At 69.6% G+C, this 20,538-nt stretch carries 18 protein-coding genes; 9 read left to right on the top strand and 9 right to left on the bottom strand.

The features are described 5' to 3' along the window. Nucleotides 1–364 precede the first annotated feature (364 nt). From ON31_RS04455 to ON31_RS04440, 4 genes are read right to left on the bottom strand one after another with little or no spacing between them, the layout of a single operon-like run. Nucleotides 365–1,495, bottom strand: coding sequence for a lipase family protein (locus tag ON31_RS04455; RefSeq protein WP_051036835.1), 1,131 nt, complete (start codon nucleotides 1,493–1,495; stop codon nucleotides 365–367). 45 nt (nucleotides 1,496–1,540) lie between these two features. Beyond that, nucleotides 1,541–3,439, bottom strand: a complete 1,899-nt coding sequence (locus tag ON31_RS34445) for an AMP-binding protein (RefSeq protein ID WP_051036832.1) — start codon at nucleotides 3,437–3,439, stop codon at nucleotides 1,541–1,543. After that, a complete protein-coding gene (locus ON31_RS04445; protein ID WP_039809421.1) occupies nucleotides 3,436–4,335 on the bottom strand; it encodes an SDR family NAD(P)-dependent oxidoreductase in 900 nt (299 codons plus the stop codon). Before ON31_RS04445 ends, ON31_RS34445 begins: the two co-directional genes overlap by 4 nt. After that, nucleotides 4,332–4,964: a TetR/AcrR family transcriptional regulator gene (locus ON31_RS04440; RefSeq protein WP_039809420.1), complete on the bottom strand. Its 633-nt coding sequence runs from the start codon at nucleotides 4,962–4,964 to the stop codon at nucleotides 4,332–4,334. The genes ON31_RS04445 and ON31_RS04440 overlap by 4 nt, the downstream gene beginning before the upstream one ends. A 152-nt stretch (nucleotides 4,965–5,116) precedes the next feature. Between ON31_RS04440 and ON31_RS34440 the strand changes: the two genes are divergently transcribed. From ON31_RS34440 to ON31_RS04420, 4 genes are all read left to right on the top strand, one after another. Next, nucleotides 5,117–5,890: a HalD/BesD family halogenase gene (locus tag ON31_RS34440; RefSeq protein WP_051036831.1), complete on the top strand. Its 774-nt coding sequence runs from the start codon at nucleotides 5,117–5,119 to the stop codon at nucleotides 5,888–5,890. Between the two features lie 91 nt (nucleotides 5,891–5,981). Further along, nucleotides 5,982–7,328 (top strand): WS/DGAT/MGAT family O-acyltransferase, encoded by a 1,347-nt coding sequence (locus ON31_RS04430; protein ID WP_039809418.1) that lies wholly within the window; start codon nucleotides 5,982–5,984, stop codon nucleotides 7,326–7,328. Between the two features lie 54 nt (nucleotides 7,329–7,382). Next, nucleotides 7,383–8,135: an RluA family pseudouridine synthase gene (locus tag ON31_RS04425; RefSeq protein WP_039809416.1), complete on the top strand. Its 753-nt coding sequence runs from the start codon at nucleotides 7,383–7,385 to the stop codon at nucleotides 8,133–8,135. A gap of 140 nt (nucleotides 8,136–8,275) precedes the next feature. After that, nucleotides 8,276–9,064, top strand: a complete 789-nt coding sequence (locus ON31_RS04420; RefSeq protein WP_255221983.1) for a phosphodiesterase — start codon at nucleotides 8,276–8,278, stop codon at nucleotides 9,062–9,064. Here the strand turns inward: ON31_RS04420 and ON31_RS04415 are convergent. The 3 genes from ON31_RS04415 to crcB (ON31_RS04405) are packed head-to-tail and all read right to left on the bottom strand — an operon-like array spanning nucleotide 9,045 to nucleotide 11,013. Next, a complete protein-coding gene (locus ON31_RS04415) occupies nucleotides 9,045–10,112 on the bottom strand; it encodes an AraC family transcriptional regulator (RefSeq protein ID WP_039809413.1) in 1,068 nt (355 codons plus the stop codon). The genes ON31_RS04420 and ON31_RS04415 overlap by 20 nt on opposite strands. A 47-nt stretch (nucleotides 10,113–10,159) precedes the next feature. Then, nucleotides 10,160–10,522, bottom strand: coding sequence for a fluoride efflux transporter CrcB (crcB, locus tag ON31_RS04410; RefSeq protein ID WP_081592214.1), 363 nt, complete (start codon nucleotides 10,520–10,522; stop codon nucleotides 10,160–10,162). After that, nucleotides 10,519–11,013, bottom strand: coding sequence for a fluoride efflux transporter CrcB (crcB, locus tag ON31_RS04405; RefSeq protein ID WP_063821429.1), 495 nt, complete (start codon nucleotides 11,011–11,013; stop codon nucleotides 10,519–10,521). The genes crcB (ON31_RS04410) and crcB (ON31_RS04405) overlap by 4 nt, the downstream gene beginning before the upstream one ends. A gap of 268 nt (nucleotides 11,014–11,281) precedes the next feature. On the opposite strand from crcB (ON31_RS04405), the gene ON31_RS04400 reads away from it, so the two are divergent. After that, a complete protein-coding gene (locus tag ON31_RS04400; protein ID WP_039809411.1) occupies nucleotides 11,282–12,733 on the top strand; it encodes a flavin-containing monooxygenase in 1,452 nt (483 codons plus the stop codon). A 22-nt stretch (nucleotides 12,734–12,755) separates the two neighbouring features. On the opposite strand, the gene ON31_RS04395 is transcribed toward ON31_RS04400, so the two are convergent. Next, nucleotides 12,756–13,670, bottom strand: a complete 915-nt coding sequence (locus ON31_RS04395; RefSeq protein WP_029930968.1) for a cation diffusion facilitator family transporter — start codon at nucleotides 13,668–13,670, stop codon at nucleotides 12,756–12,758. Between the two features lie 288 nt (nucleotides 13,671–13,958). Here ON31_RS04395 and ON31_RS04390 point away from each other — a divergent pair, with 288 nt between their 5' ends. The 3 genes from ON31_RS04390 (at nucleotide 13,959) to ON31_RS04380 (ending at nucleotide 17,671) form a co-directional block, all read left to right on the top strand. After that, nucleotides 13,959–16,037: an ABC transporter ATP-binding protein gene (locus ON31_RS04390; protein WP_039809409.1), complete on the top strand. Its 2,079-nt coding sequence runs from the start codon at nucleotides 13,959–13,961 to the stop codon at nucleotides 16,035–16,037. Continuing rightward, nucleotides 16,034–16,795 (top strand): energy-coupling factor transporter transmembrane component T family protein, encoded by a 762-nt coding sequence (locus tag ON31_RS04385; protein ID WP_039809487.1) that lies wholly within the window; start codon nucleotides 16,034–16,036, stop codon nucleotides 16,793–16,795. The genes ON31_RS04390 and ON31_RS04385 overlap by 4 nt, the downstream gene beginning before the upstream one ends. A gap of 216 nt (nucleotides 16,796–17,011) precedes the next feature. Further along, nucleotides 17,012–17,671: a DUF8020 domain-containing protein gene (locus ON31_RS04380; RefSeq protein ID WP_255221982.1), complete on the top strand. Its 660-nt coding sequence runs from the start codon at nucleotides 17,012–17,014 to the stop codon at nucleotides 17,669–17,671. 470 nt (nucleotides 17,672–18,141) lie between these two features. On the opposite strand, the gene ON31_RS04375 is transcribed toward ON31_RS04380, so the two are convergent. Next, nucleotides 18,142–19,416: a lipase family protein gene (locus ON31_RS04375; RefSeq protein WP_157533587.1), complete on the bottom strand. Its 1,275-nt coding sequence runs from the start codon at nucleotides 19,414–19,416 to the stop codon at nucleotides 18,142–18,144. Between the two features lie 467 nt (nucleotides 19,417–19,883). Between ON31_RS04375 and ON31_RS04370 the strand changes: the two genes are divergently transcribed. Continuing rightward, nucleotides 19,884–20,528, top strand: coding sequence for a cysteine hydrolase family protein (locus ON31_RS04370; RefSeq protein WP_039809485.1), 645 nt, complete (start codon nucleotides 19,884–19,886; stop codon nucleotides 20,526–20,528). Nucleotides 20,529–20,538: the final 10 nt, after the last annotated feature.

Raw genomic sequence — 20,538 nt, 5'->3', positions numbered from 1 at the left:
CCCGCCGATCAGGAAGAACGAGATGGCGGTGAACAGGTACATCTGACCGAGCGTCTTCGGATCGGTCGTGGTGACCGCGTCACGCAGGAACCCGCCCTTCGGCCTGCCACGCCGGGGGAACGGCCGGGCGGCCTCGAGGTTCTGTTCGGGTTTTGGAGCTACGGCAGTCACGCACATCCTCCTCGGGAGGGTATTCGTTGCGAACGATCCGATCGGCACCACAGCAAACGCGGGCACAGCGTACCCACAGCAAATAGATCTTCGCGGAAAACACTCCGATTCGGAAGAAAAGCAACCGAACTGGAAGAAAGAGCCCCACGGCGGCCGATGCCGAGCGCGACGGCGCGGCACCGGCGCCGGGCGCTCAGGCGCTGAGGGGGCGCTGGAGGCGGTTCTCCGTGAAGCGGTCGGCGAGGAAGGAGAAGGCCCGGGGCGCGAAGCCGAAGGCCCCGGTGAGGTGTTCGAGCCGGGGCATGGTGTGCATGGTGACGTCCACACCGAGTTCACGCCAGTCCGCGTAGAGGTTGGCGGTCTGGCTGAACGGGACGATCTGCTCCCCCGTCCCCGCGCCGAGCAGGATCGGCGTGGCGGGCGGAATGGAACCCAGGCGGTTCTCACGCACCCGGGCGAGCACCTCCGGCACCTCGAGCGGGTGGCGGTGCACGAAACGCGCCGACTGGGTGGGCAGCACCGCGCCGTAGGCCATGCCGAACGCGAAACCGGGAACCACGTGGGCGCGGCGCAGCACCGCGGCCAACATCCTGGCCGAGGGCTTGAGGTGGGAGAGCACCTCGAGTTCGGGGTAGGCGGCGTCGATGCCCATGACCGCCCAGAACAGCAGGAAGGCGAACAGCTTTCCGTCGTGCGCCTCGAACATGCCCTCCAGATCGGCGGGCGGCGACCCCACCGCGCCGCCGACCAGCGGGAGATCGGGCGCGTAGCTGGGTTGCAATTGCAGCGCCCAGCCCGCCGCGCAGCCGCCCTCGGAGTAGCCGCAGATGGCGAGCGGACCGTCCGGATCCAGCTCCGCGTCGGCCAGCTGCCGGGCCGCCCGCATGCTGTCCAGCACCGACGGTCCCAGCGCCCGCCCCATCACGTACGGATGGGTGCCGTCGCTGCCGAGCCCGGGATAGTCGGTGATGGCCACGGCCCACCCGCGCCGCAGCGCCTGCGCGATGAACAGCGATTCGTACTCCAGACCGCGGCTCAGCTGCCACGACGCGGCGGCCACGAAATCGGCCAGGCCCTGGGTGCCGACCGCGTAGCCGATCAGCGGCCGCGGCCCGTCGGCGTGCGGGGTCCGCGGCACCAGCACGGTCCCGGTGACCTCGATGGGTGCGCCCTGCGCATTGGTCGACGTGTAGCGGATGTGCCAGGCGCGGGCTCGATGCCGCAGTCCGGGAAGCAGATACGCTTTCATCCGCCGCGCCTCGAGCAGTCGCCCGGGCGAATGCTGGTGCGCGGTGGCATCGGAGGAGCTCGGGAACGCGGTCATCGTCGATCCGCCTTTCACATCCCGGGCAGGCATGTTCCCCATGGCCTACCCGCCGTACTGCTGTCGCAAGGCCGCGCGGTCGATCTTGCCGGCGGCATTGCGGGGAATCTCCCCCGTGATCATGATGTCACGGGGTCGTTCGAAACGAGAGACGTTGGGATACAGATACTCTCGCAATCGGGTGACGGACGGTGACGATCCGGTCGCGGCCACGACATACGCCACCAGCCGCTGACCGTATTCCTCGTCGTCCACACCCATGACCGCCACATCCGATACATCGGGATGTGCGGCCAAAACGTTCTCCACGACTTGGGGATACACGTTCTCCCCACCGGAGACGATCATGTCGTCGGAGCGTCCGACCACGAACAGCCGCCCCGCGGCATCGAATCGCCCCAGGTCACCGGAGTCGATGAGGCCGGCGACCCGCTGCTTGTCGTGCCCGCTGGAATAGCCGGAGAACCCCTGTGCGCCACCGACGCAGATGCGCCCCGTGCGACCCGCCGGGACGGGACGACCGGCGGTGTCGAGCACGGCCACCGCGGTACCCGCCACCGGCCTGCCCACGGTGCCGGGCGCGGCCCGCAGCTCCGCGGGCGTGGCCAGCGCGGCGATGCCGATCTCGGAGGAGCCGTAGCCGTTGCACAGGACCTCACCGAAGTCGTCCATGAACCGGTGCGCGAGCGCGGGAGTCAGCGGGGCGGCACCGCACAGCACGGCGGCGAGCGAGGAGGTGTCGTACCGCTCGCGCACCTCCGTCGGCAGGTCCAGCACCCGCCGCAGCATGACCGGAACGACCGCCCAGGCGTCGGCGCGCCGGGCGGCGGTGGCGGCCAGCGCCGCTTCCGGATCGAATCCGCGGCGCAGCACCAGCGTTCCGCCCAACAGCAGCCCGAGCGCCAGCACGGCCAGCCCGAACCCGTGGAACAACGGAATCCCGACCACGATGGTGGTACCGCTGCGCAAACCCAGTCGATGCAGCGCGCTCAGCCCCGGGCCGAGGAAGGACCGCACCGACGGCCGCCGCGGCACACCCTTGGGCGCGCCCGTGGTCCCGGAGGTCAGAATGACGATGCGGCCCGGCCGAACCCGCCCCGGTGCCGGATACCCCAACCGGATCAACCCCTCGAGGCTCCGCTCCACCCCGCCCGCACGAACTCGGCCCGGATCCACACCATCGCACCCGGGTCGGGCGCTCTCGCCCACGCCCGCCCCTTCGACGGTGACAGGCCCGCCCGCTTCACAGGCACCGGCACGCTTGCTGGCACCGCCGACCTCCGCGTGCTCGCCAGGGCGACTGACATCCGCATCCGAGCCGGTCCGGCCACTCCTGGGCCTGCCGACGGACGGCGCGTCCTCTTGCGCGGGCCGCGAACGATCGCCGACCCGGCCGACCTCCCCGTGCTCGCTGAGGAGTGGCTCGTTTTCGCGGGCCGGTCGGGGGTTATCGCCGTCCGCTCCGGTCAGGATCGGGCCGGAATAGTCCGCGGCACGGACCTTCTCGATGAACTCCGCGTCGCAGACCAGGACGGAGGTGCGTTGCTCGGCCAGGGTGCGGCACAGCGCCTCGGTGTGGAACTCGGTATTGCACAGCACCATGTCCGCGCCGCAGAGCGCGGCGGCCAACGCCGCCTCCACGAAGGACCGGCCGTTGCGGCACAGCACCAGGACCGAATCACCGTGCCCGACGCCGTATTCGGTGTGCAATCCGCCCGCGAGGGCTTGCACCCGGCGGTGCAGCGTCGCGAAGGTGAGCGGGCTGCGCTCGTCCACCAGGGCGATGCGGTGCGGCCAGCGGGCGGCGGCGACGCTGAGCAGGGTGGCGATATTCGGACCGCGCCACACCGCACCGGCCAGCCGCGCCAGGGCGGGCGGGCTCACCGGGGCCAGGATGCCGGACCGGGTGACCACGGCGGCGACCTCGCGCAGCGGCGCGGTCACGACGACCTCCCCAGTGCCGCATCGGTATCGCGGGTGCACCGGACCCAGCCCCGCATCAGCAGGTCCATCGCACCCGGCGCGGCGGCCGAGGCCACCCCGGCGGGCCACACCCACCACGGCTCGATATCGCGTGGCCGTCGCACGATGGCCCGCGCCACGATCTGCGCGGCCTCGTCCGGGAACAGACCCGGCAGCGCGCGCATGATCGGCGTGGGCGCGCTCATGCGGGTGTAGATGAGCGCCATGTAGATGGTGGTGACGGCGACTCCGTCGCGCCGGATCTCCGGGCTCACGCTGCGCAACCAGGTGTCGAAGGCCCCCTTCGACGCCTGATAGGCACCCCAGCGCGGGCCGGGTGCGATGCGCACGCCGATGGTGGAGACGTTCACGATGTGCCCGCCGCCGCGCTCCCGCATGGCGGGCAGCAGCCCCAGCAGCAACCCGATCGGGCCCAGGTAGTTGATGTCGATGGTGCGTTCGAAGTCGTGGAATCGGTCGTATTGCAGGTGCAGGGAGCGGCGCAGCGATATGCCCGCGTTGTTGACGATCACGTCCAGCCCGCCGTGCCGCTCGGTGATCGTCTCGGCCAGCTCCGCCACCGCGGTCTCGTCGGACAGGTCGGCCGGATAGGCGACGGCCCGGCCGCCCGCGGCCTCGATCTCGGCGGCGAGGGCTGCCAATCGGTCGGCGGTGCGGGCGACCAGCAGCACCGTGGCACCGGCCGTGCCGAGCAGTCGCGCGGTGGCCGCGCCCAAACCGTAGGACGCGCCGGTGACCAGCACCGTCCGCCCGGACACCGCCGCGCGCAAGGCCGACGCGTCCCGCAGCCGCGGCGGGTTCACCACCCGGTCGGCCGCGCCGCGGGCGGTGTGGACGACGGTGTCCCACAGGCTCATCGCTTCTCCTCGACGACGCGCTCCGCCGCCACACCGGCGAGCCCGACGGCGAGGGTGCGCGCGGCGAACCGCACCAGCTCCTCCCAGCCGTAGGCGTGCAGGTACTGGCGGACGCTGGTGAAGTGATCGGCCAGACCGTTGATCGAGGACCACAGCAGCACCAGCGCCGGGCCGAATTCGTCCTCGGGGGTGTCGTGGCCGCTGAGCCGCACCACCGCCTGGCGGGTCACGGCGAGCACCCGTCCCGCCGCGGCGGCCAGCACGCCGCCCACCTCCGGGTCCAGGTCGACCTCCCCGGCGAGCACGCTCCAGACGTTCAGTTCCCGCCCGTACACCCGGTAGACCTCGAGGTATTCGGTGGCCACGGCGACATAGAGGTTCTCGGCGTCGTCCGCGACGGCGCAGACGGGTTCGATGGCGTCGGCGAATTCGTGCAGGCGCTGCGCGTAGAGCGCCGCGTACAGCGCTTCCTTGGTGGCGAAGTAGGTGTACACGGTGCCGGGGCTGATGCCAGCCCCCTTGGCCACGTCCCGCATCTGCAGGGCCCCGAAGCCGTGCTCGATCAGCAGGGCGCGCCCGGCGTCGAGAATGTCGCGCCGACGAGCGTCGCGGTCACCCCACTTGGCCATGCGAACTCCATTTTTGAACACGGTTCATATTGAACAGGGTTCAGAATGCCCGTAACCCGGGTTTACGTCAACCCCCGCGCCGGGGGCCGGTCCGCCCGTGCTCACGGGAAATTCTCATATTCCTTGTCGGGCAAGGAATTACCATTGGATTCGTGCACAGCACACTGGAGGCGGCACACCGTCATCTGCTCGGAGTGGATCCGGACGCACTGCTGCATTCGCGCAACCGGCTCGCCGAAACCGGAATCGCGCGTCTGGGATTTCTGCTGCCCCATCGCGTCAAGCGGGCACTGGCGGCGGAGGCGCTGGCCCTCGTCGAACACCATCGGCAATGGGGCGAGCAGCTGCCGATCGAGTCGGCGCCGCCGTCGCACGGCATCGACATCCCGCCGCGGACCATCGACGCGCACGCCGTGCTGATCCCACAGCTCTACGACTGTGATGCGTTGCGGCACAACCTTTCCGTGGTGGCGGCCGAGACGGTGCTGCCCCGCCCGGGCCCGCCCCGCTACGCGATCGTCCGGCGGCATCACGACGCGCCCTGCCAATGGCATTGGGACGACTACTCTTTCGCCTTCGTACTGGTGGTGGAATGTCCACCGCTGGCGGAGGGCGGATTCGTCCAGACCGTGGCGCACACCCGCCGCTCCCACTACCGCGAGGACATTCATCGCACGCTCACGCGAAATCCCATTCGCTCCTGGGAATTGCGGCCCGGCGATCTGTATTTCATGCGCACCGCCAGCACCCTGCACCGCGTGTACCCCTTCGAGCACGGCCACCGCACCATCGTCAGCATGAGCTTCGCGGCGCGCGGGGATCCGGAGCGGGAACGCACCGCGCGGGCGAACGCCGATCGCGTCCCCGACACGCCCGGACCAGGTTTGATCACGGGTGAAGCGGCTATGACGAATCAAGTACCGTGATAGCCTCGTTCACTGATACGCAGCGGGGGGCAGTGTCGCCGAACCGTATATACCTGGGCAGCATCTGCCCCACCGGCACAGGCGATGACACATGGATCTTCTCAACCCCATCGACGCGATCTTCCTGGGCATCGAATCCCGTGAGCACCCCATGCACGTGGGCGGCCTGCAGCTGTTCGAACCGCCCGCCGACGCCGGGCCGACCTTCACCCGTGACGTCTTCCGCCGGATGACCTCGGCCACCGACGTGCGCACCCGCTTCCGTCGCCATCCCAGCCGCGGGCTGTTCGGCGGATTCTCCAGCGTGTCCTGGCATCAGGCCGACGAGGTGGACCTGAGCTACCATCTGCGGCGCTCGGCCCTGCCCGCACCCGGCGGCATGTCCGAACTGCTGGACCTGACCGCCCGCCTGCACGGCCAACTGCTGGACCGGCACCGCCCGCTCTGGGAGGCGCGGCTCATCGAGGGGCTCGACGACGGTCGCTTCGCCGTCTACATCAAGATCCACCACGCCCTCATCGACGGCGTCTCCGCCATGCGACTGCTGCAGCGCACCCTCACCGACGATCCGCTCGATACCGAACTGCGGGTGCCGTGGACCATGGGCGCTCCGGCCCGACCGCACACCGAACCGGTGAGCCCGTGGCAGCAACTGCGAAAGGCGCTGCCGCGCACGGTATCCAGCGCCCGCGCCGCCGTGGGCCCGCTGCGCGGCGTACTCGACGGCCGCCTGGAACTGCCCATGACCGCGCCGCCCACCATGTTCAACGTGCCGATCGGCGGAGCGCGCCGGATCGCGGTGCGGTCGTGGCCGATGGAGCGGATCAACGCGGTGCGCACCGCCACCGGCGCCACGGTCAACGACGTGGTGCTGGCCATGAGCTCCGCCGCGTTGCGCGAATACCTCATGGACCACGACGCGCTGCCCGACCAGCCACTCATCGCCATGGTGCCGGTGAACATCCGCACCGAAGCCGAGACCGACGGCAATATCGTGGCCGCCTGCCTGTGCAACCTCGGCACGAATATCGCGGACCCGGTCGCCCGCCTGGAGACCATCAGCACCTCCATGCGCGACGCCAAGCAGATCTTCACCCAGCTCCCGCAGTTGGAGGCCATCGCGCTGTCGGCCCTGCTGATGGCGCCGCTCGGCGTCTCCCTGCTCCCCGGCTTCGACACCCTGCCCCGGATGCCGTTCAATCTGGTGATCTCCAACGTCCCGGGCCCGCGCACTCCCGTGTACTTCCAGGGCGCGCGCCTCGACGCCAACTACCCGCTCTCGATCCCCTTCGAGAGCCAGGCCATGAACATCACCCTCAACACCAATGGCGACAACCTCGATTTCGGCATCGTCGGCTGCCGCCGCATCCCCCACCTGGACCGACTGCCCGAACACCTGGAAAGCGGCCTGGCCGAACTCGAGAAGGCGGTGGCCTGACCCGGCGGGCGGGCGTCCCGCCGCCGCGATCCGGGCTCGCCTACGCTGTCCCGCGTGGATGTGGAGTGGGCTCAGCTGCGGGAACGGTGTCTCGTCACGGAGGACGACGCGGTGCTCGCGCTGAACAAGCCCGCCGGGATCTCGGTGACCGGGGAGCGGCACGACACCGACATGGTGGAACTGGCGGCGGCCCAGGGGGAGAAACTGTACCCGGTGCACCGGATCGACAAGGTGACCTCGGGACTGGTGCTGCTGGCCAAGGACCTGAAGGCGCACGGGCAGCTCACCCGGCAGTTCACCAAGCGCACCGCGGCGAAGGCGTACCTGGCGATCACCGCGACCACCGGTCTGCCCGAGCACGGGGTCATCGACCTGCCGTTGAGCGTCGGGCGCAAGAACCGGGTGCGGATCGCCGCGCCACGCGAGAGCATTCGGTGTGACGCGGACACCTGGACCGTCGATGCCGCGGATGTGCTGGCGGGCAAGAACTATCCCTCGGTCACCGAGTTCACCACGCTCGCCGTGACCGATGAGCACACGGTACTGGCGTTGCGACCGGTGACGGGACGGCGGCATCAGATCCGGGTGCATCTGGCGTGGATCGGGCATCCCATCGTGGGCGATCCACTGTTCGACCGGGCGGGCACGCACCGGCGCACCCATCTGCACTCGTGGCGACTGCGGCTGGACGCCGACTGGCGCACCCCGCCGGTGCTGGATCTGCGCGCCCGGCCCGGCGCGGATTTCTGGACGGTCGACGGCGCACCCGTCATCGCCGATCCCGAGGCGCTGTTGGCCCCGGAATAGCTCGACGACCATCCGATAGCAGACACCTATAAGCGGTGTCGAGGCTCACCGAGACCTGGGGAAACCGGGTCAACTACGCTGGAAAACGTGCCTCCCGCGGCACATCGGGCGCAATGGCGCGATCCAGGGACAGAAAGCGAATGCCGATGGTTCTGTTGGCACATCTCAGTGACACCCACTTCGATGGCGGAGGCCGCAACAGCGACCGCGCCGAACGGGTCATGGCCTTCCTCGCCGAGCTGCCGACGCGCCCCGACGCCATTCTCGTTTCCGGCGACATCGCCGACGAAGGCAGTGCCGAGGAGTACGAGCAGGCGCGCGCCGTGTTCCGGGGTGCCGATGTGCCGGTGCTGCTGCTGCCCGGCAATCACGACGACCGGGGCACCATGCGCGAGATCCTGTTCGACGCGGCCCCCGGCTACCAGCCCATCAACCAGGTGCATCGCGTCAAGGCGCTGACCGTGGCGCTGCTCGACTCCAGCATTCCCGGCAAGAGCGAGGGGCTGCTCGCGGACGAGACCTATGCGTGGCTGGAGAATCTGCTCGCCGCCACGCCCGCGGACGACACCGTGGTCATTGCCATGCACCATCCACCGGTTCCGATCAAATCCACGGTGGTGGACCCGATTCCGCTCACCAACCCGGAACGGCTGGCCGAGATCGTCGCCGGGGACGACCGGATCGTGGGGGTGTTCACCGGGCACGCGCATGTGCCGGTGCAGACGCTGTTCGCGGGCAAGCAGTTGGCGATCGCGCCGAGCGTGTCCTCCTTCATCGGGTGCGAATGGGAGGTCGGCGTCCCCGGTCAGGTGCCGATCGACTTCGCGCCGGAACCCTCGCTGTACTTCCACGCCATCGAGGACCGCCGCCTGCTGACCTCGCTGCGGCCGGTCCCCCTGGGCGGCGGACTCACCGAACCAGCGGAGTGACCCGGTTGCGGCGGTAGGCCGACGGCGTCGTGCCGGTCCAGCGCTTGAAGGCGTGAATGAAGGTGGAAGCCTCCGCGTAGCCCAGGCGAATCGCCACATCGCTCACCGACAGCGGTGTCGCGGTGAGCATCTCCTCCGCCAAGGCTCTCCTGACCTCGTCCAGCAGCGCCCGGTAGCTGGTGCCCGCCGCATCCAGATGTCGGCGCAGCGTCCGGGTGCTCATATTGAGATCTTTTGCCACGGAGTCGATTCCGGGCGGCGCGGCGAATCCGTCCACACCGCCGCGCGGCACCAGCCGCTCCCGCACCTCGGCGGCGATACCGGTGCGGGCGCGCCGCCGCGACACCAGATCCCGGCACTGCGCCAGGCACATGGCCCAGGTGGACTCGTTGGCCTGCGGCAGCGGCTGTTCCAGTTCCACCGGATCCAGTGCGAACAGGTTGTGCGGCTGCTCGTACGCCGGTGTCACCCCGTAGATCTCGGTGATCAGCTCGGCGCCCGCGGGTGCCGGGAAGTCGAACTCCGCCCGCACCAGGGCGACCTTGCGCCCCAGCAGATCGCAGAGCATCTGATGCATGGCGGTGACATCCCGCTGCACCAGAAACCGCCGCACATCCGCGGGCACCCGCTCGTCGTGGACCCGGGCGACGAACTCACCGGGCCGCCACCGCGCCACCGGAATGCAGAACGTGAAGCTCAACTCCAGATACCGCAGCGCGAACGAGATCGCCTCGCCCAGGGTCGGACTGCTGACGCAGGCGAACCCGAAGATCCCGAACGTGGTGATCCGATACCGCCGCCCCACATCCACCCCGAGCAGCGGCTCGTCCCCCAGCTCCCGCACCAGATTCCGCACCACCGCCAGTTCGGTCCGCGCGTCGATCTGCAGGTCCGGATCCGCCAAGGTCTCCGCGGTCAATCCGGTCCCGCGCAGCATCAGATCCTCCCCCACCCCCCGTTCCCGGGCATACCCCACCATCAAGGCCGCACTGGCGACTCCCCGTGGAAAGTCCCAGTCCCGAATCTCCGGCTCCTGCACCGTGCCCATCCGAGCATTGTGGCCGAAAGTCTCAATCAGAACCAGTTTCGGGCAGGTCACGCGAGGAGGGCGTCGGCGACTGCGTAGCCGAGCAGGGTCGCGCCCAGGCCGGTTGCGACGTTGACGACGATCGTGAGGGCCGCGTAGCGGTAGGCGCGGGTTTCGGTGAGGCGGAGGGTTTCGTAGGTGAAGGTGCTGTAGGTGGTGAGGGCGCCGCACAGGCCGGTGGACAGGAAGGCCGCCCAGGGGGTGGAGAGGGCGGCGGCGGTCAGGGCGCCCAGGAGTAGGCAGCCGGTGAGGTTGACCGTCGCGGTGCCCCAGGGAAAGGCGGTGGCGTGGCGGGATTGGACGGCGCGGTCGATGAGGTAGCGCAGGGGTGCGCCGAGCATTGCGCCGAGGACGACCAGCAGCGGGGTCACGGGGTCACCTGCCGTCGACGGGTGATGCGGTGGGCCCGGCGGGTCAGTGCGACGGCCGTGGCCGTGGCGGCCAGTGCGCACAGCAGGGTCAGGGCGAGGTAGGCGATGGCGGTCGGGACCGTTTCCGGGGTGAGCAGGGCGCGGGTGTCGTCGGCGTAGGTGGAGAAGGTGGTGAAGCCGCCGAGGACGCCGACGCCGAGGAAGGGGCGCAGCAGCGGGTGGGCGGGCCGGATCTCGGTGATGGCGACCATGAGGACGCCGATGAGGAAGCAGCCGAGGACATTGGCGGCGAAGGTCGCCCATGGGAAACCGCCCGGCGCGGTGGGCCAGAGCTGCGCCAGTGTGTAGCGGGCCAGTGCGCCGATCCCGCCGCCCAGGGAGATCACGGCCAGGATCGCACCGTGGGAGCGGGAGAGTTCGCGGCGCTGCTCGGGGGCACGGATGTCGACATCGGGGTCGATCGCGTCGTGGACGGTCAGCTCACTGGGCACAGGCGTCTCCTACTCCATCACCGCAGGGGTGCTTCTGGGGTAGGGACTGTTGGTGGAATCCACGGTTGTTCGGAACCGGTCGGCCCGAAGCGGCGAGCCCCACCGCCGCGTGCGCCCAGCGTACCGGTCAACCCCCCGCGTGGGGGATTGACCGTGGGTGAGATCACCGTGGTGCACACCCCGCCGGGCAGGTTGGCCGAAGATCTCGATCGGCTCGCACCGGGGCGGATCCTAGAGTGGAGAGCAACCTAGTGTGAGGAGCGCCACAATGCCGTCCGTGATCATCATCGGGGCCGGATTCGGGGGGTTGGGGATGGCGATCGAATTGCAGCGCAATGGCTTTCGCGAATTCACCATCCTCGAGAAGGCGCAGGATCTGGGTGGGGTGTGGCGCGAGAACACCTACCCGGGAGCGGCGTGCGATGTGCCGTCACCGCTGTACTCGTTCTCCTACGAGGCCAAACCGGATTGGCCGCAGCGCTATTCGGGGCGACGCGATATCCACGCCTACATGTGGGAGGTGGCGCGGCGGCACGGACTACTGGAATCCATCATGTTCGGCGCGGAGGTGACCGAGGCCGAGTTCGACGAGACCACCGGCCGGTGGACCGTGCTCACCGGCGACGGCGTGACTCGAACCGCCGATGTGCTGGTATCGGCGGTCGGGCAACTGTCGCGGCCCGCCTGGCCCTCGATACCGGGGATCGACACCTTCGCGGGGCAGTCGTTCCATTCGGCGCTGTGGGATCACGACGTGAACCTCAACGGCAAACGGGTGGCCTGCATCGGCACCGGAGCCAGTGCGGTGCAGTACATTCCGGAGATCCAACCCGCGGCGCGGCGGCTGACGCTGTTCCAGCGGACCCCGGCCTGGGTGCTGCCGAAGTTCGACACCGATTACACGCCGGTGCATCACCGGGTGCTGCGGCGGATTCCGGGAATGCCGCTGGCCGAGCGGGTTTCGTGGTGGCTGATCGGCGAGACGGTGGCGCTCGGACTGGTGGAGCTCCCGGGCATCGCGCGGGTGGTGTCGCGGATCGCGGAGAAACATCTCGCCGAACAGGTGCCGGATCCGGAGCTGCGCGCCGCGCTCACACCGGACTATCCCATCGGCTGCAAGCGGGGGCTGTTCTCCAATGACTACTACCCGGCACTGACCCAGCCCAATGTGGAGCTGGTGACCACACCGATCGCCGAGATCGTGCCGGAAGGCGTGCGCACCGAGGACGGCATTCTGCACGCCGCCGACGTGATCATCTACGGCACCGGATTCAAGGGCACGGAATTCCTGTGGCCCATGAAGATCCGGGGCCGGGGTGGACGGAACCTGGCCGATGTGTGGGCCGACGGGGCGCACGCCTACCTGGGGATGACGGTGCCGGAGTTCCCGAATCTGTTCCTGGTGTACGGCCCCAACACCAATCTCGGCGTGGGTTCGATCATCTACATGCAGGAGTCGCAGGCCCGCTACATCCGCGCCGCGATACAGGTGTTGGCGGAACATCCGGGCTGCACCCTGGAGGTGCGGCCGGAGGCCGAACGCGCCTTCAATATCGCACTGCAGCAGCGCCTGGCCCTGACACCGTGGAACTTCTGCACCAGCTGGTACCGGAACGAGGCCGGGAAGATCACCAACAACTGGCCGGGTACGACGCGCAGCTATCGGCGGCGGACCCGCAAGGTACAGCCCGAGGACTATGTCCTCACCCGGGTCCGCTAGTCGCCGACCGCACCGCCCGGCGTCACCACGACAGCTCGGCGCACCGGCGCGCCGAGTCCGCGCCCTCGACCTGCAAGGTCGCGTGCTCGATGTGGAAGTCGTGCGCCAGCACGTGCTGGGCGGCGCGCAGCACGTCGTCGCCGGTGTGCCCGCCCGCCACGGTGATGTGCGCCGAGGCCACCTCCATCCCGGAGGTCAGCGTCCACACGTGCAGGTCGTGCACATCGGCGACGCCGGGCACGGTGTGCAGGGCGGCGGCGATCTGCTCGACATCCAGGTTCTCGGGGCTGTGCTGGAACAGGATTCGCAGCGAACGGCGCGCCAGCACCCAGGTGCGGGGCAGCACCCACAGGCCGATGGCCACACCGATGATCATGTCCGCGTAGCGCCAGCCGGTGGTGAGGGTGATGGCCGCCGAGATCAGCACGCCCACCGAGCCGATGAGGTCGGCGAACACCTCGAGGTACGCGCCGCGCACATTCAGGCTCTCCTTCGCGCCCGAGCGCAGCAGCAGCGCCGACGCGATATTGGCGACCATGCCCAGCGCGCCCACGATGAGCACCGGCCAGCCCGGCACCTCCGGCGGCTCACCCAGTCGCGCGATGGCCTCGTACAGCACATAGATCGCGACGCCGAACAGCAGGACGGCGTTGGCCAGCGCCGCCAGTACCTCGGCGCGGTAGTAGCCGAAGGTCCGGGTGTAGGTGGGGCGGCTGCGCTTGGCGAGCAGGATCGCCGACAGCGCCATGCCGACGCCGACGACATCGGTCAGCATGTGCGCCGCGTCGGAGAGCAGCGCCAGCGACGAGGTCCAGAACGCGACCACGAATTCGGCCAGCATGAAGACGACCGCGATGCCCAGCGCCATCACCAGGCGGCTCAGATACTTGCCCGACGCGCTCTCCGGCGCGATGCCATGCGAATGATCGTGTCCCACGGTGATCCAAACTATGCATAGTTGCGCATGAATGCAACACCTACGCCCGAACGAGTTCGACAGACCCGTCCGGAGCGGCTCGCGACACCCGCCCCGGCCGCCGGTCCGCCGCGCGATGCCCGACCCGACAGTGTCGGTTGCCACCTCCGATCGCGCCGAAACCCGAGCGGCCGGTGGCATTCCCCACAGCGCCGCGCATTCGCTCGGGCTGATACGCCCCTCACCCTCGGCGGACAGGCCGGGCACGGGTCGGTACGTGCACACCCGTGCACACGGCAGACTGGGTGCGTGACTGTTTCGCCCGGAGCTTCCGTACCGCACGGCCCACTGCGCCCGATCGAACTCGCCACCGGTGCCGTGCTCGGCGGAGCGACGGTCGGTTTGGTGACCGTCGGGTCGGTGGTGCCGTTCGCCGCCGCGCTGCAACTGGTGGCGGCCGTACCGATGGGACTGCTCGCATACCGGCACCGGGTGCGGGCGCTGAGCACCACCACCGTCGCGGCCACCCTGGTGACCTTCGTGGCGGCCGGCATCGTCCCGGCGCTCAACCTGGCGTCGGTCGCGGTGATCGGCGGCATCATCGGCGTGGTGAAACGGCGGCGCGGCGGACTGCTCGCGGTGCTGGGACTGTCCACACTGGCGGGACTGGCTGGGGCATCGTTCTCCGTAGGATTGCTGCTGCTGTTCTCCCGGGCACGCCAACTGGTGTTCGACACTATCCGCAATACCGCCGCCGGCGTGGAGAAGATCCTCGCCAGCGAGTCCGCCCTGGCACCGCTCGGCCACGCCATCGCCGATCTCACCGATACGGTGCTGCGCTGGTGGTGGGCGTGGATCGCGGGCGGCGTGCTGGCGGGGGTCATCACCAGCGGTCTCATCTCCTGGTACGTGCTCGGCTCGGTGCTGGTACGACTGTCCTGGCTGCCCGGCCGCGACCTGCTGGACGCGCCCGCCGACGACCGGCCCGTCGCCCCGCTGCCGGTCGGCCTGCGCCAGGTGTCGTTCCGGTACCCGGGCGCGCGCACCCCCGCACTCCAGGACATCGACCTCACCGTGCGGCTCGGCGAATTCGTGGCGGTGGTCGGGCACAACGGCTCCGGAAAATCCACGCTCACCCGGATTCTCGCCGGACGGCCACCGACATCCGGCACCGTCACCCGCCCCGGCTCCGCGGGCCTGGGCGTCACCGGCGGCACCGCGCTGGTGCTCCAGCGGCCCGAGAGCCAGACCCTCGGGGTGCTCGCCGCCGACGACGTGGTGTGGGGCCTGCCCACCGAGATCGCCGCCACCGTCGACATCGAGGGACTGCTGGCCGAGGTCGGACTCGGCGGCATGGGAGACGCGGAGACCGCGACGCTGTCCGGCGGACAGCAGCAGCGCTTGGCCGTGGCCGCCGCCCTGGCCCGCCGCCCCACCCTGCTCATCGCCGACGAGGCCACCGCCATGATCGACCCGGAGGGCCGACGCGAGCTGGTCGCCCTCCTGGCGGACCTGCCGAAACGGCACGATATGGCGGTGGTGCTGGTGACCCACCACGAGGCCGACGCCGCCATGGCCGATCGTGTCGTGCACCTGCGCGACGGCCGCGCCGTCGACCACCTGCCCGCTTGGCCGCGTCCCGTCCGCGAGCCCCGGCGGCGGCCCATCGGCGAACCCATCCTGCGCCTGCGCGGTCTGCGCCACACCTACAATCGCCGAACGCCTTGGGAGGCACCGGCATTGCATGGGATAGATCTCGACGTGTACCGCGGGGAGGCATTGCTGATCGTGGGCGGCAACGGATCCGGCAAGTCCACCCTCGCCTGGATCATGGCCGGACTCACCGTGCCCACCGAAGGCACCTGCGTCCTGCTCGAGCTCACCGGCACCCGTCCCACCCATCGCCGAATCGGAGCCGTGCAGTTGGCATTTCAGCATTCCCGCCTGCAATTGCAGCGCCAGACGGTCGGCGCGGAGATCGAGGACTGGGGCGGGCACGGCACCCTCGCCATCGGCCGCGCCCTGGACGCCGTGCGGTTGGACCGCGCCCTGGCCACCCGCTCCATCGAGGAACTCAGTGGCGGACAGGCGAAACGGGTGGTGCTGGCGGCCATCGCGGCCAGTCGCCCACAGGTGGTGGTACTGGACGAACCGCTGGCGGGGCTCGACCCCGAGGGACGCGCGGATGTGGTGGAACTGCTCGGGCGGCTGCGGGATTCCGGCCTCACGCTGATCGTCATCTCCCACGATGTCGACGACATGGCCGTGCTGTGCGACCGCACCGTACACCTGAGCGGCGGGAAGCTGCTCGAACCCCCTTCTCCCCCAGCGCAATCCGCGCCACCGCAGCACCCCTATCCGACGAACCAGCCGGAGGCATGGCGATGAGCGGCCCGATTCTGCGCGAAGTCCCCGTGGCGAGCCCGGTGCACCGACTGTGGGCCGGTACCAAGATGATCGCCGCCTTCGCCGTCAGCGTCCTGCTGATGTTCATTCCGTCCTGGCCGGTGCTGGGGATCTGCGTGGCCTTCCTGGCGGCGGTGTGGATCACCGCGCGGCTGCCGCTGGGCACCCTGCCGCGCTTTCCCTGGTGGTTCTGGGCGGGGCTGCTGCTGGGCGCGCTGATCAACCTCCCCATCGGGAGCGCGGCGGTGCTGCGCTATCTCAATGTGGCGGTATTCGGACTCATCCTGTTGAGCGCGTCCTTCCTCATCGCGTGGACCACACCCATGGGGGAGATCGCGCCCGCCCTCGCCAAACTCGGCGCGCCGCTGCGGCGGATCGGGTGGACGCGGCGCGGCGTGCGGCACGCGGTGCCGGTGGACGAATGGGCGGTCGTGGTGGCGCTGACGCTGCGCGGGCTGCCGCTGCTGCTGGAGGAGATGCGGATTCTGCGGGCCTCCCGGAAACTGCGTCCGAGCGACGGAATGTTGCAGCGGGCCGCGAATCCCCTGGTGGACATTCTCACCGCGGCACTGGCGGTCTCCACGCGACGAGCGGGGGAACTCGGGGAGGCGATCACCGCGCGCGGGGGCACCGGAGAACTCACCGCGCGGCCCAGTACGCCGGGCCGACGGGATATATACGCTCTCGCTATCGTCGGGGTCGTATGCGCCGGAGCGATTCTGGTCGACGTGCTGGTCTGAGTGGGTTTCGCGGCGGCGCAGATTCCGCTGAAGCCCAAGCGGATTGCCTCCCGACCTCGGTCTGGGCCGAAAATCATACGGCGTGTCGGTGGGGCGCGCTACCGTTGGCGATTGAAGATCGGATGAGGGATCACGATGCGATTCGCATCACGGCTTCACACGCGCGAGGGGTGAGGAAATTTCAGCGTGTGCGGCCAGCGTTGACAGAACAACCTGATGAAGATTGGACAACCGCAGATGTACCGCAAGATCACGGGTGTTGCCGCACCGGTAATCACCGCCCTCGCCATCGGCACCGGTGCCATGGGGACCGCGCAGGCCGACTCCGTCGCTCCCGATATCGGATACGAGGCCAAGCTGGTCGGCAATACCGTCGTCACCAGCCTCACCAACGGAACCTTCCAGCTCGCAGGCAATTCGGTGAACATCAACGACAATGCCGGGCGCACCTGGGTGAGCCTGCCGCTGGCGTTCCAGCAGGACGGCACGGAATACTCGCTGCCGCACAACATCAGCGCCGACGGCGCCACGCTGTCGCTGACGGCGATCAAGGACGAATCGACGGCTCGACCGGCCGCGATCAAGCCGGTCGCCTCGCCGAAGGAGAACCTGCTGGCGCAGCAGACGTTCGCCAGCCAGTTCGGCATCGCCACCGCCATCGGGGCGTTCATCGGCACCGCCCTCGGAGCGGCGGTCGGACTCACCGGCATTGTCGGCGGCCCGACCGTGATCGCCAGCGTGATCGCAGGGGCGGCCATCGGCGGCATCATCGGCACCCTCGTGGTGGGTGGACCGACGCTGATCATCGCGGGGATCGATCTGATCAACACGCTCATGGCGCCTCCGGGGACCAGCAAGTTCGCCGGGGCCAACTGAGCCGGGCCAACTGAGCCGGGCCAACTGAGCCGGAGCCGACTCGGCCGGACGCCGGCCCTAGCCGACCGAGCCCGGACAGGGAGCGGTCGGGAAGCAACGATGGAGCGGTCAGGGTGGGCTCCGCGCTTGCCCACCCTGTGCCCTCGGCGCGGCCCGGCGCACCCGTACCACAGTCCGCCCAATCACGGACTGTCCGATCGCAATCGGTTCAGACCTCCTCGGGGGCTACGCGCCACACGGATGTACCCGCCCTGGCCACGTGTCCGGGTGCCTGCTCCGGCAGCACGTTCGCCGCATACCGACCACGGCACCGGTCGATCTGGGGGACCTCAGCGTCGGCCACCACGCCCGCCGCCCTGGGAACCCGCGCATCCGCCATTCGGCTCGCGCATCCTCCGCGCAGGCGTCATTCCCGCTCCCACACCGTTCGCGCACACCCGCCCCGGGTTCGCACGCACCGGTAGGCGAAGTCAGTTCTCCGCGCACTCGCGGGGAGCCGGACTTCCCGCGAATCGGTCCGACAGGTAGTTCATCGCGCCCACGGATTCCACCAGGGCCGCGGGATTGTGGCCGGGCACCCGCGAGTGCACCGAGACGAGCGTCGCACCACCCGCGCAGTAGCGATCCCGCAGCGCGGTGAATCCGGCTACGGGAATCACGTCGTCGGCGGTGCTGTGGTAGAGGTACAGCGGGACGTCCGGAATGGATCCGCCCAGCTCCTGGGGTTGCGCGGTGGCCTCGAACACCGGGTGCGACAGGAGGTTCGGGACCGCCGAATAGTTGTCCACACGGTCGAACGGGTGCCGCACCACCAGATCCGCGCCACAGGCTTCGGATTCCTGCGCGAGCGCCGCGTGGCCGCGGTCGTCGAGCAGATCGATCAGGCCCGAGGCGGGGTCGTTGCGGGCCAGCGACAACAGGATGAGCAGGGCCAGTCCGGCCTGGAGGCCGCCGTCCACGCCGCGGGCGACGGCCGGGATATTCGCGGGCACCCCGCCCGCCGTGACCCCGTGCAGCCACACATCGGGCGCGTAGGCGGCACGCAGTTGCGTGGCCCAGAGGGTGGCGAACGCGCCGCCCGAGTAGCCCCAGGCTCCGATCGGGCTGTCGGCGGTCAGACCCAGCGGGGCGAAGTCGCGAGCCGCGCGGACGCCGTCGAGCACACCGCGGCCCGAGGTCACCCCGTCGAAGAAACGCGATTGCGGCCCTTGATAATCCGAGACCACCACGGCCCAGCCGCGAAACAGCGCGGCGGCCAGGAACGGAATGTCCAGCAGGGTGTTCACGATGGAGAAGTCGCGGCCGCCGCGCAGGGCGTAGGAGGGCGCGCAACTGGTGCCGAGGCTGTCCTCCGCTATCTGATACGACAGCAGCGGACGCCCACCGGGATTCGTCCACGCTCCCGGCGGCAGCATGACCGTGGCGACATTCGCGATCGGGACCCCCAGCGAATCCGTGCTGCGGTATCGGAGCTGCCAGGCGGCCACCGGCAACGGCAGCCCGAAGACCGCGATGGGCCGCGAATCCAGCACGGCCCCATTGGCGTAGGCCGCCAGGTTCGCCGGGGGCGCGTAGAACGGATCGTCGTCCGGCACCGGAATCTGCGGTCTGGCCAGCGGCGCGACCGCCGCAGCCAGGGCGATCACCACCGCGATCAGGAATGTCCACCAGCCCCTGCCGCCCCGCGCGCATCCTCGAATCCGCGCGCCGCCCTGCCGCATTACGCCTCCAGCGTCGTATCCCACCGACGCTCCAGCTTCATCAGGCCCGTGATCGCGCCGTACGGACATCCGGCGCATCGGAGACCCCAAGGTACTGCCGACCATCCGGCCTGGTCAATGAACATCCGAACGCTATCGGCGCGTCCCGCGACCCGGGCGTGGCGTGCCCGCGCCGGGCAGCTGCCCACCACCGCTGCCACCGCACGGCCGCGAGATCGATGGCGCGTCCCCATCACCACGGCGACGCGGCACCCTGTGCACTTCGCAACCACGGCGGGCAGGACGTCCGGCAGGTCGGCGAGGCTGGCGTGATCGGCGTGCGTTTGCGGTGGATCAGGTGTTGCCGGTGTGGTGGCGGCGTGCGCTCGCAACCGCGGAATCGAGGGCGCGCCGCGCCTTCCGCTCCCGCGCACGACGCCGGGAGTTTGCCCCCGAGCTGCTCGCCCGCGGGTAGGGTTGGGGCGAAACGCATTGGGCGAGTGGAGGATAACGTGCGATACGGGAACGGCCTGGAGATTCCGGACTCGCTGGAGGAGCTGTGCGCACCCGAGCGGATGGCAGTGATCGTGTACGACATGCAGGTCGGGGTGCTGTCACAGCTGCCGGACGGCGACGCGATCACCGAGCGGGTGGTGCGGGTGGTCGAGGCCGCCCGCCGCGGGGGCTATCCCGTGATCTTCCTGCGGCACATGTTCCTGCCCAAACGGTTGAGCGGAGCATTCGCGCTGCGCATGGCCATGAACTGGCAGCGGGTGGATTCCGTGGACGAGGTGCATCCGATCTTGCAGCGCGATACCCCGGCCTTCGAATTGGTGCCGCAGCTGCGGCCGACCGCCGACGAGACGGTCTTCGACAAGACGGCCATGTCGGCGTTCGAGGGCACGCCGCTGGCGGCCACGCTGCGCGATCTCGGCATCGGGGCCTACACGATCGTCGGTGTGGCACTGGAGATCGGCATCGCCCCGACCGTCGCGCATTCCACCGATCTCGGCCTCATTCCGGTGGTCGTCAAGGACGCGGTGGGCGGACGTGACATCGAGGCTATGGACCGGGCCTGGGCCGACTTCGAATTCCAGGGCCACGCGGTGGTCACCGATATCGACACGCTCACACCGCTGCTCGAGAAGTCGGCCTGAGCCTGGGGGG

It is taken from the genome of Nocardia otitidiscaviarum NBRC 14405, from assembly GCF_000308635.1.
Taxonomy (GTDB): Bacteria; Actinomycetota; Actinomycetes; order Mycobacteriales; family Mycobacteriaceae; genus Nocardia; species Nocardia otitidiscaviarum.
The sequence above is the reverse complement of the archived record's forward strand: the minus strand, read 5'-3'. Positions and strand labels throughout refer to the sequence as shown.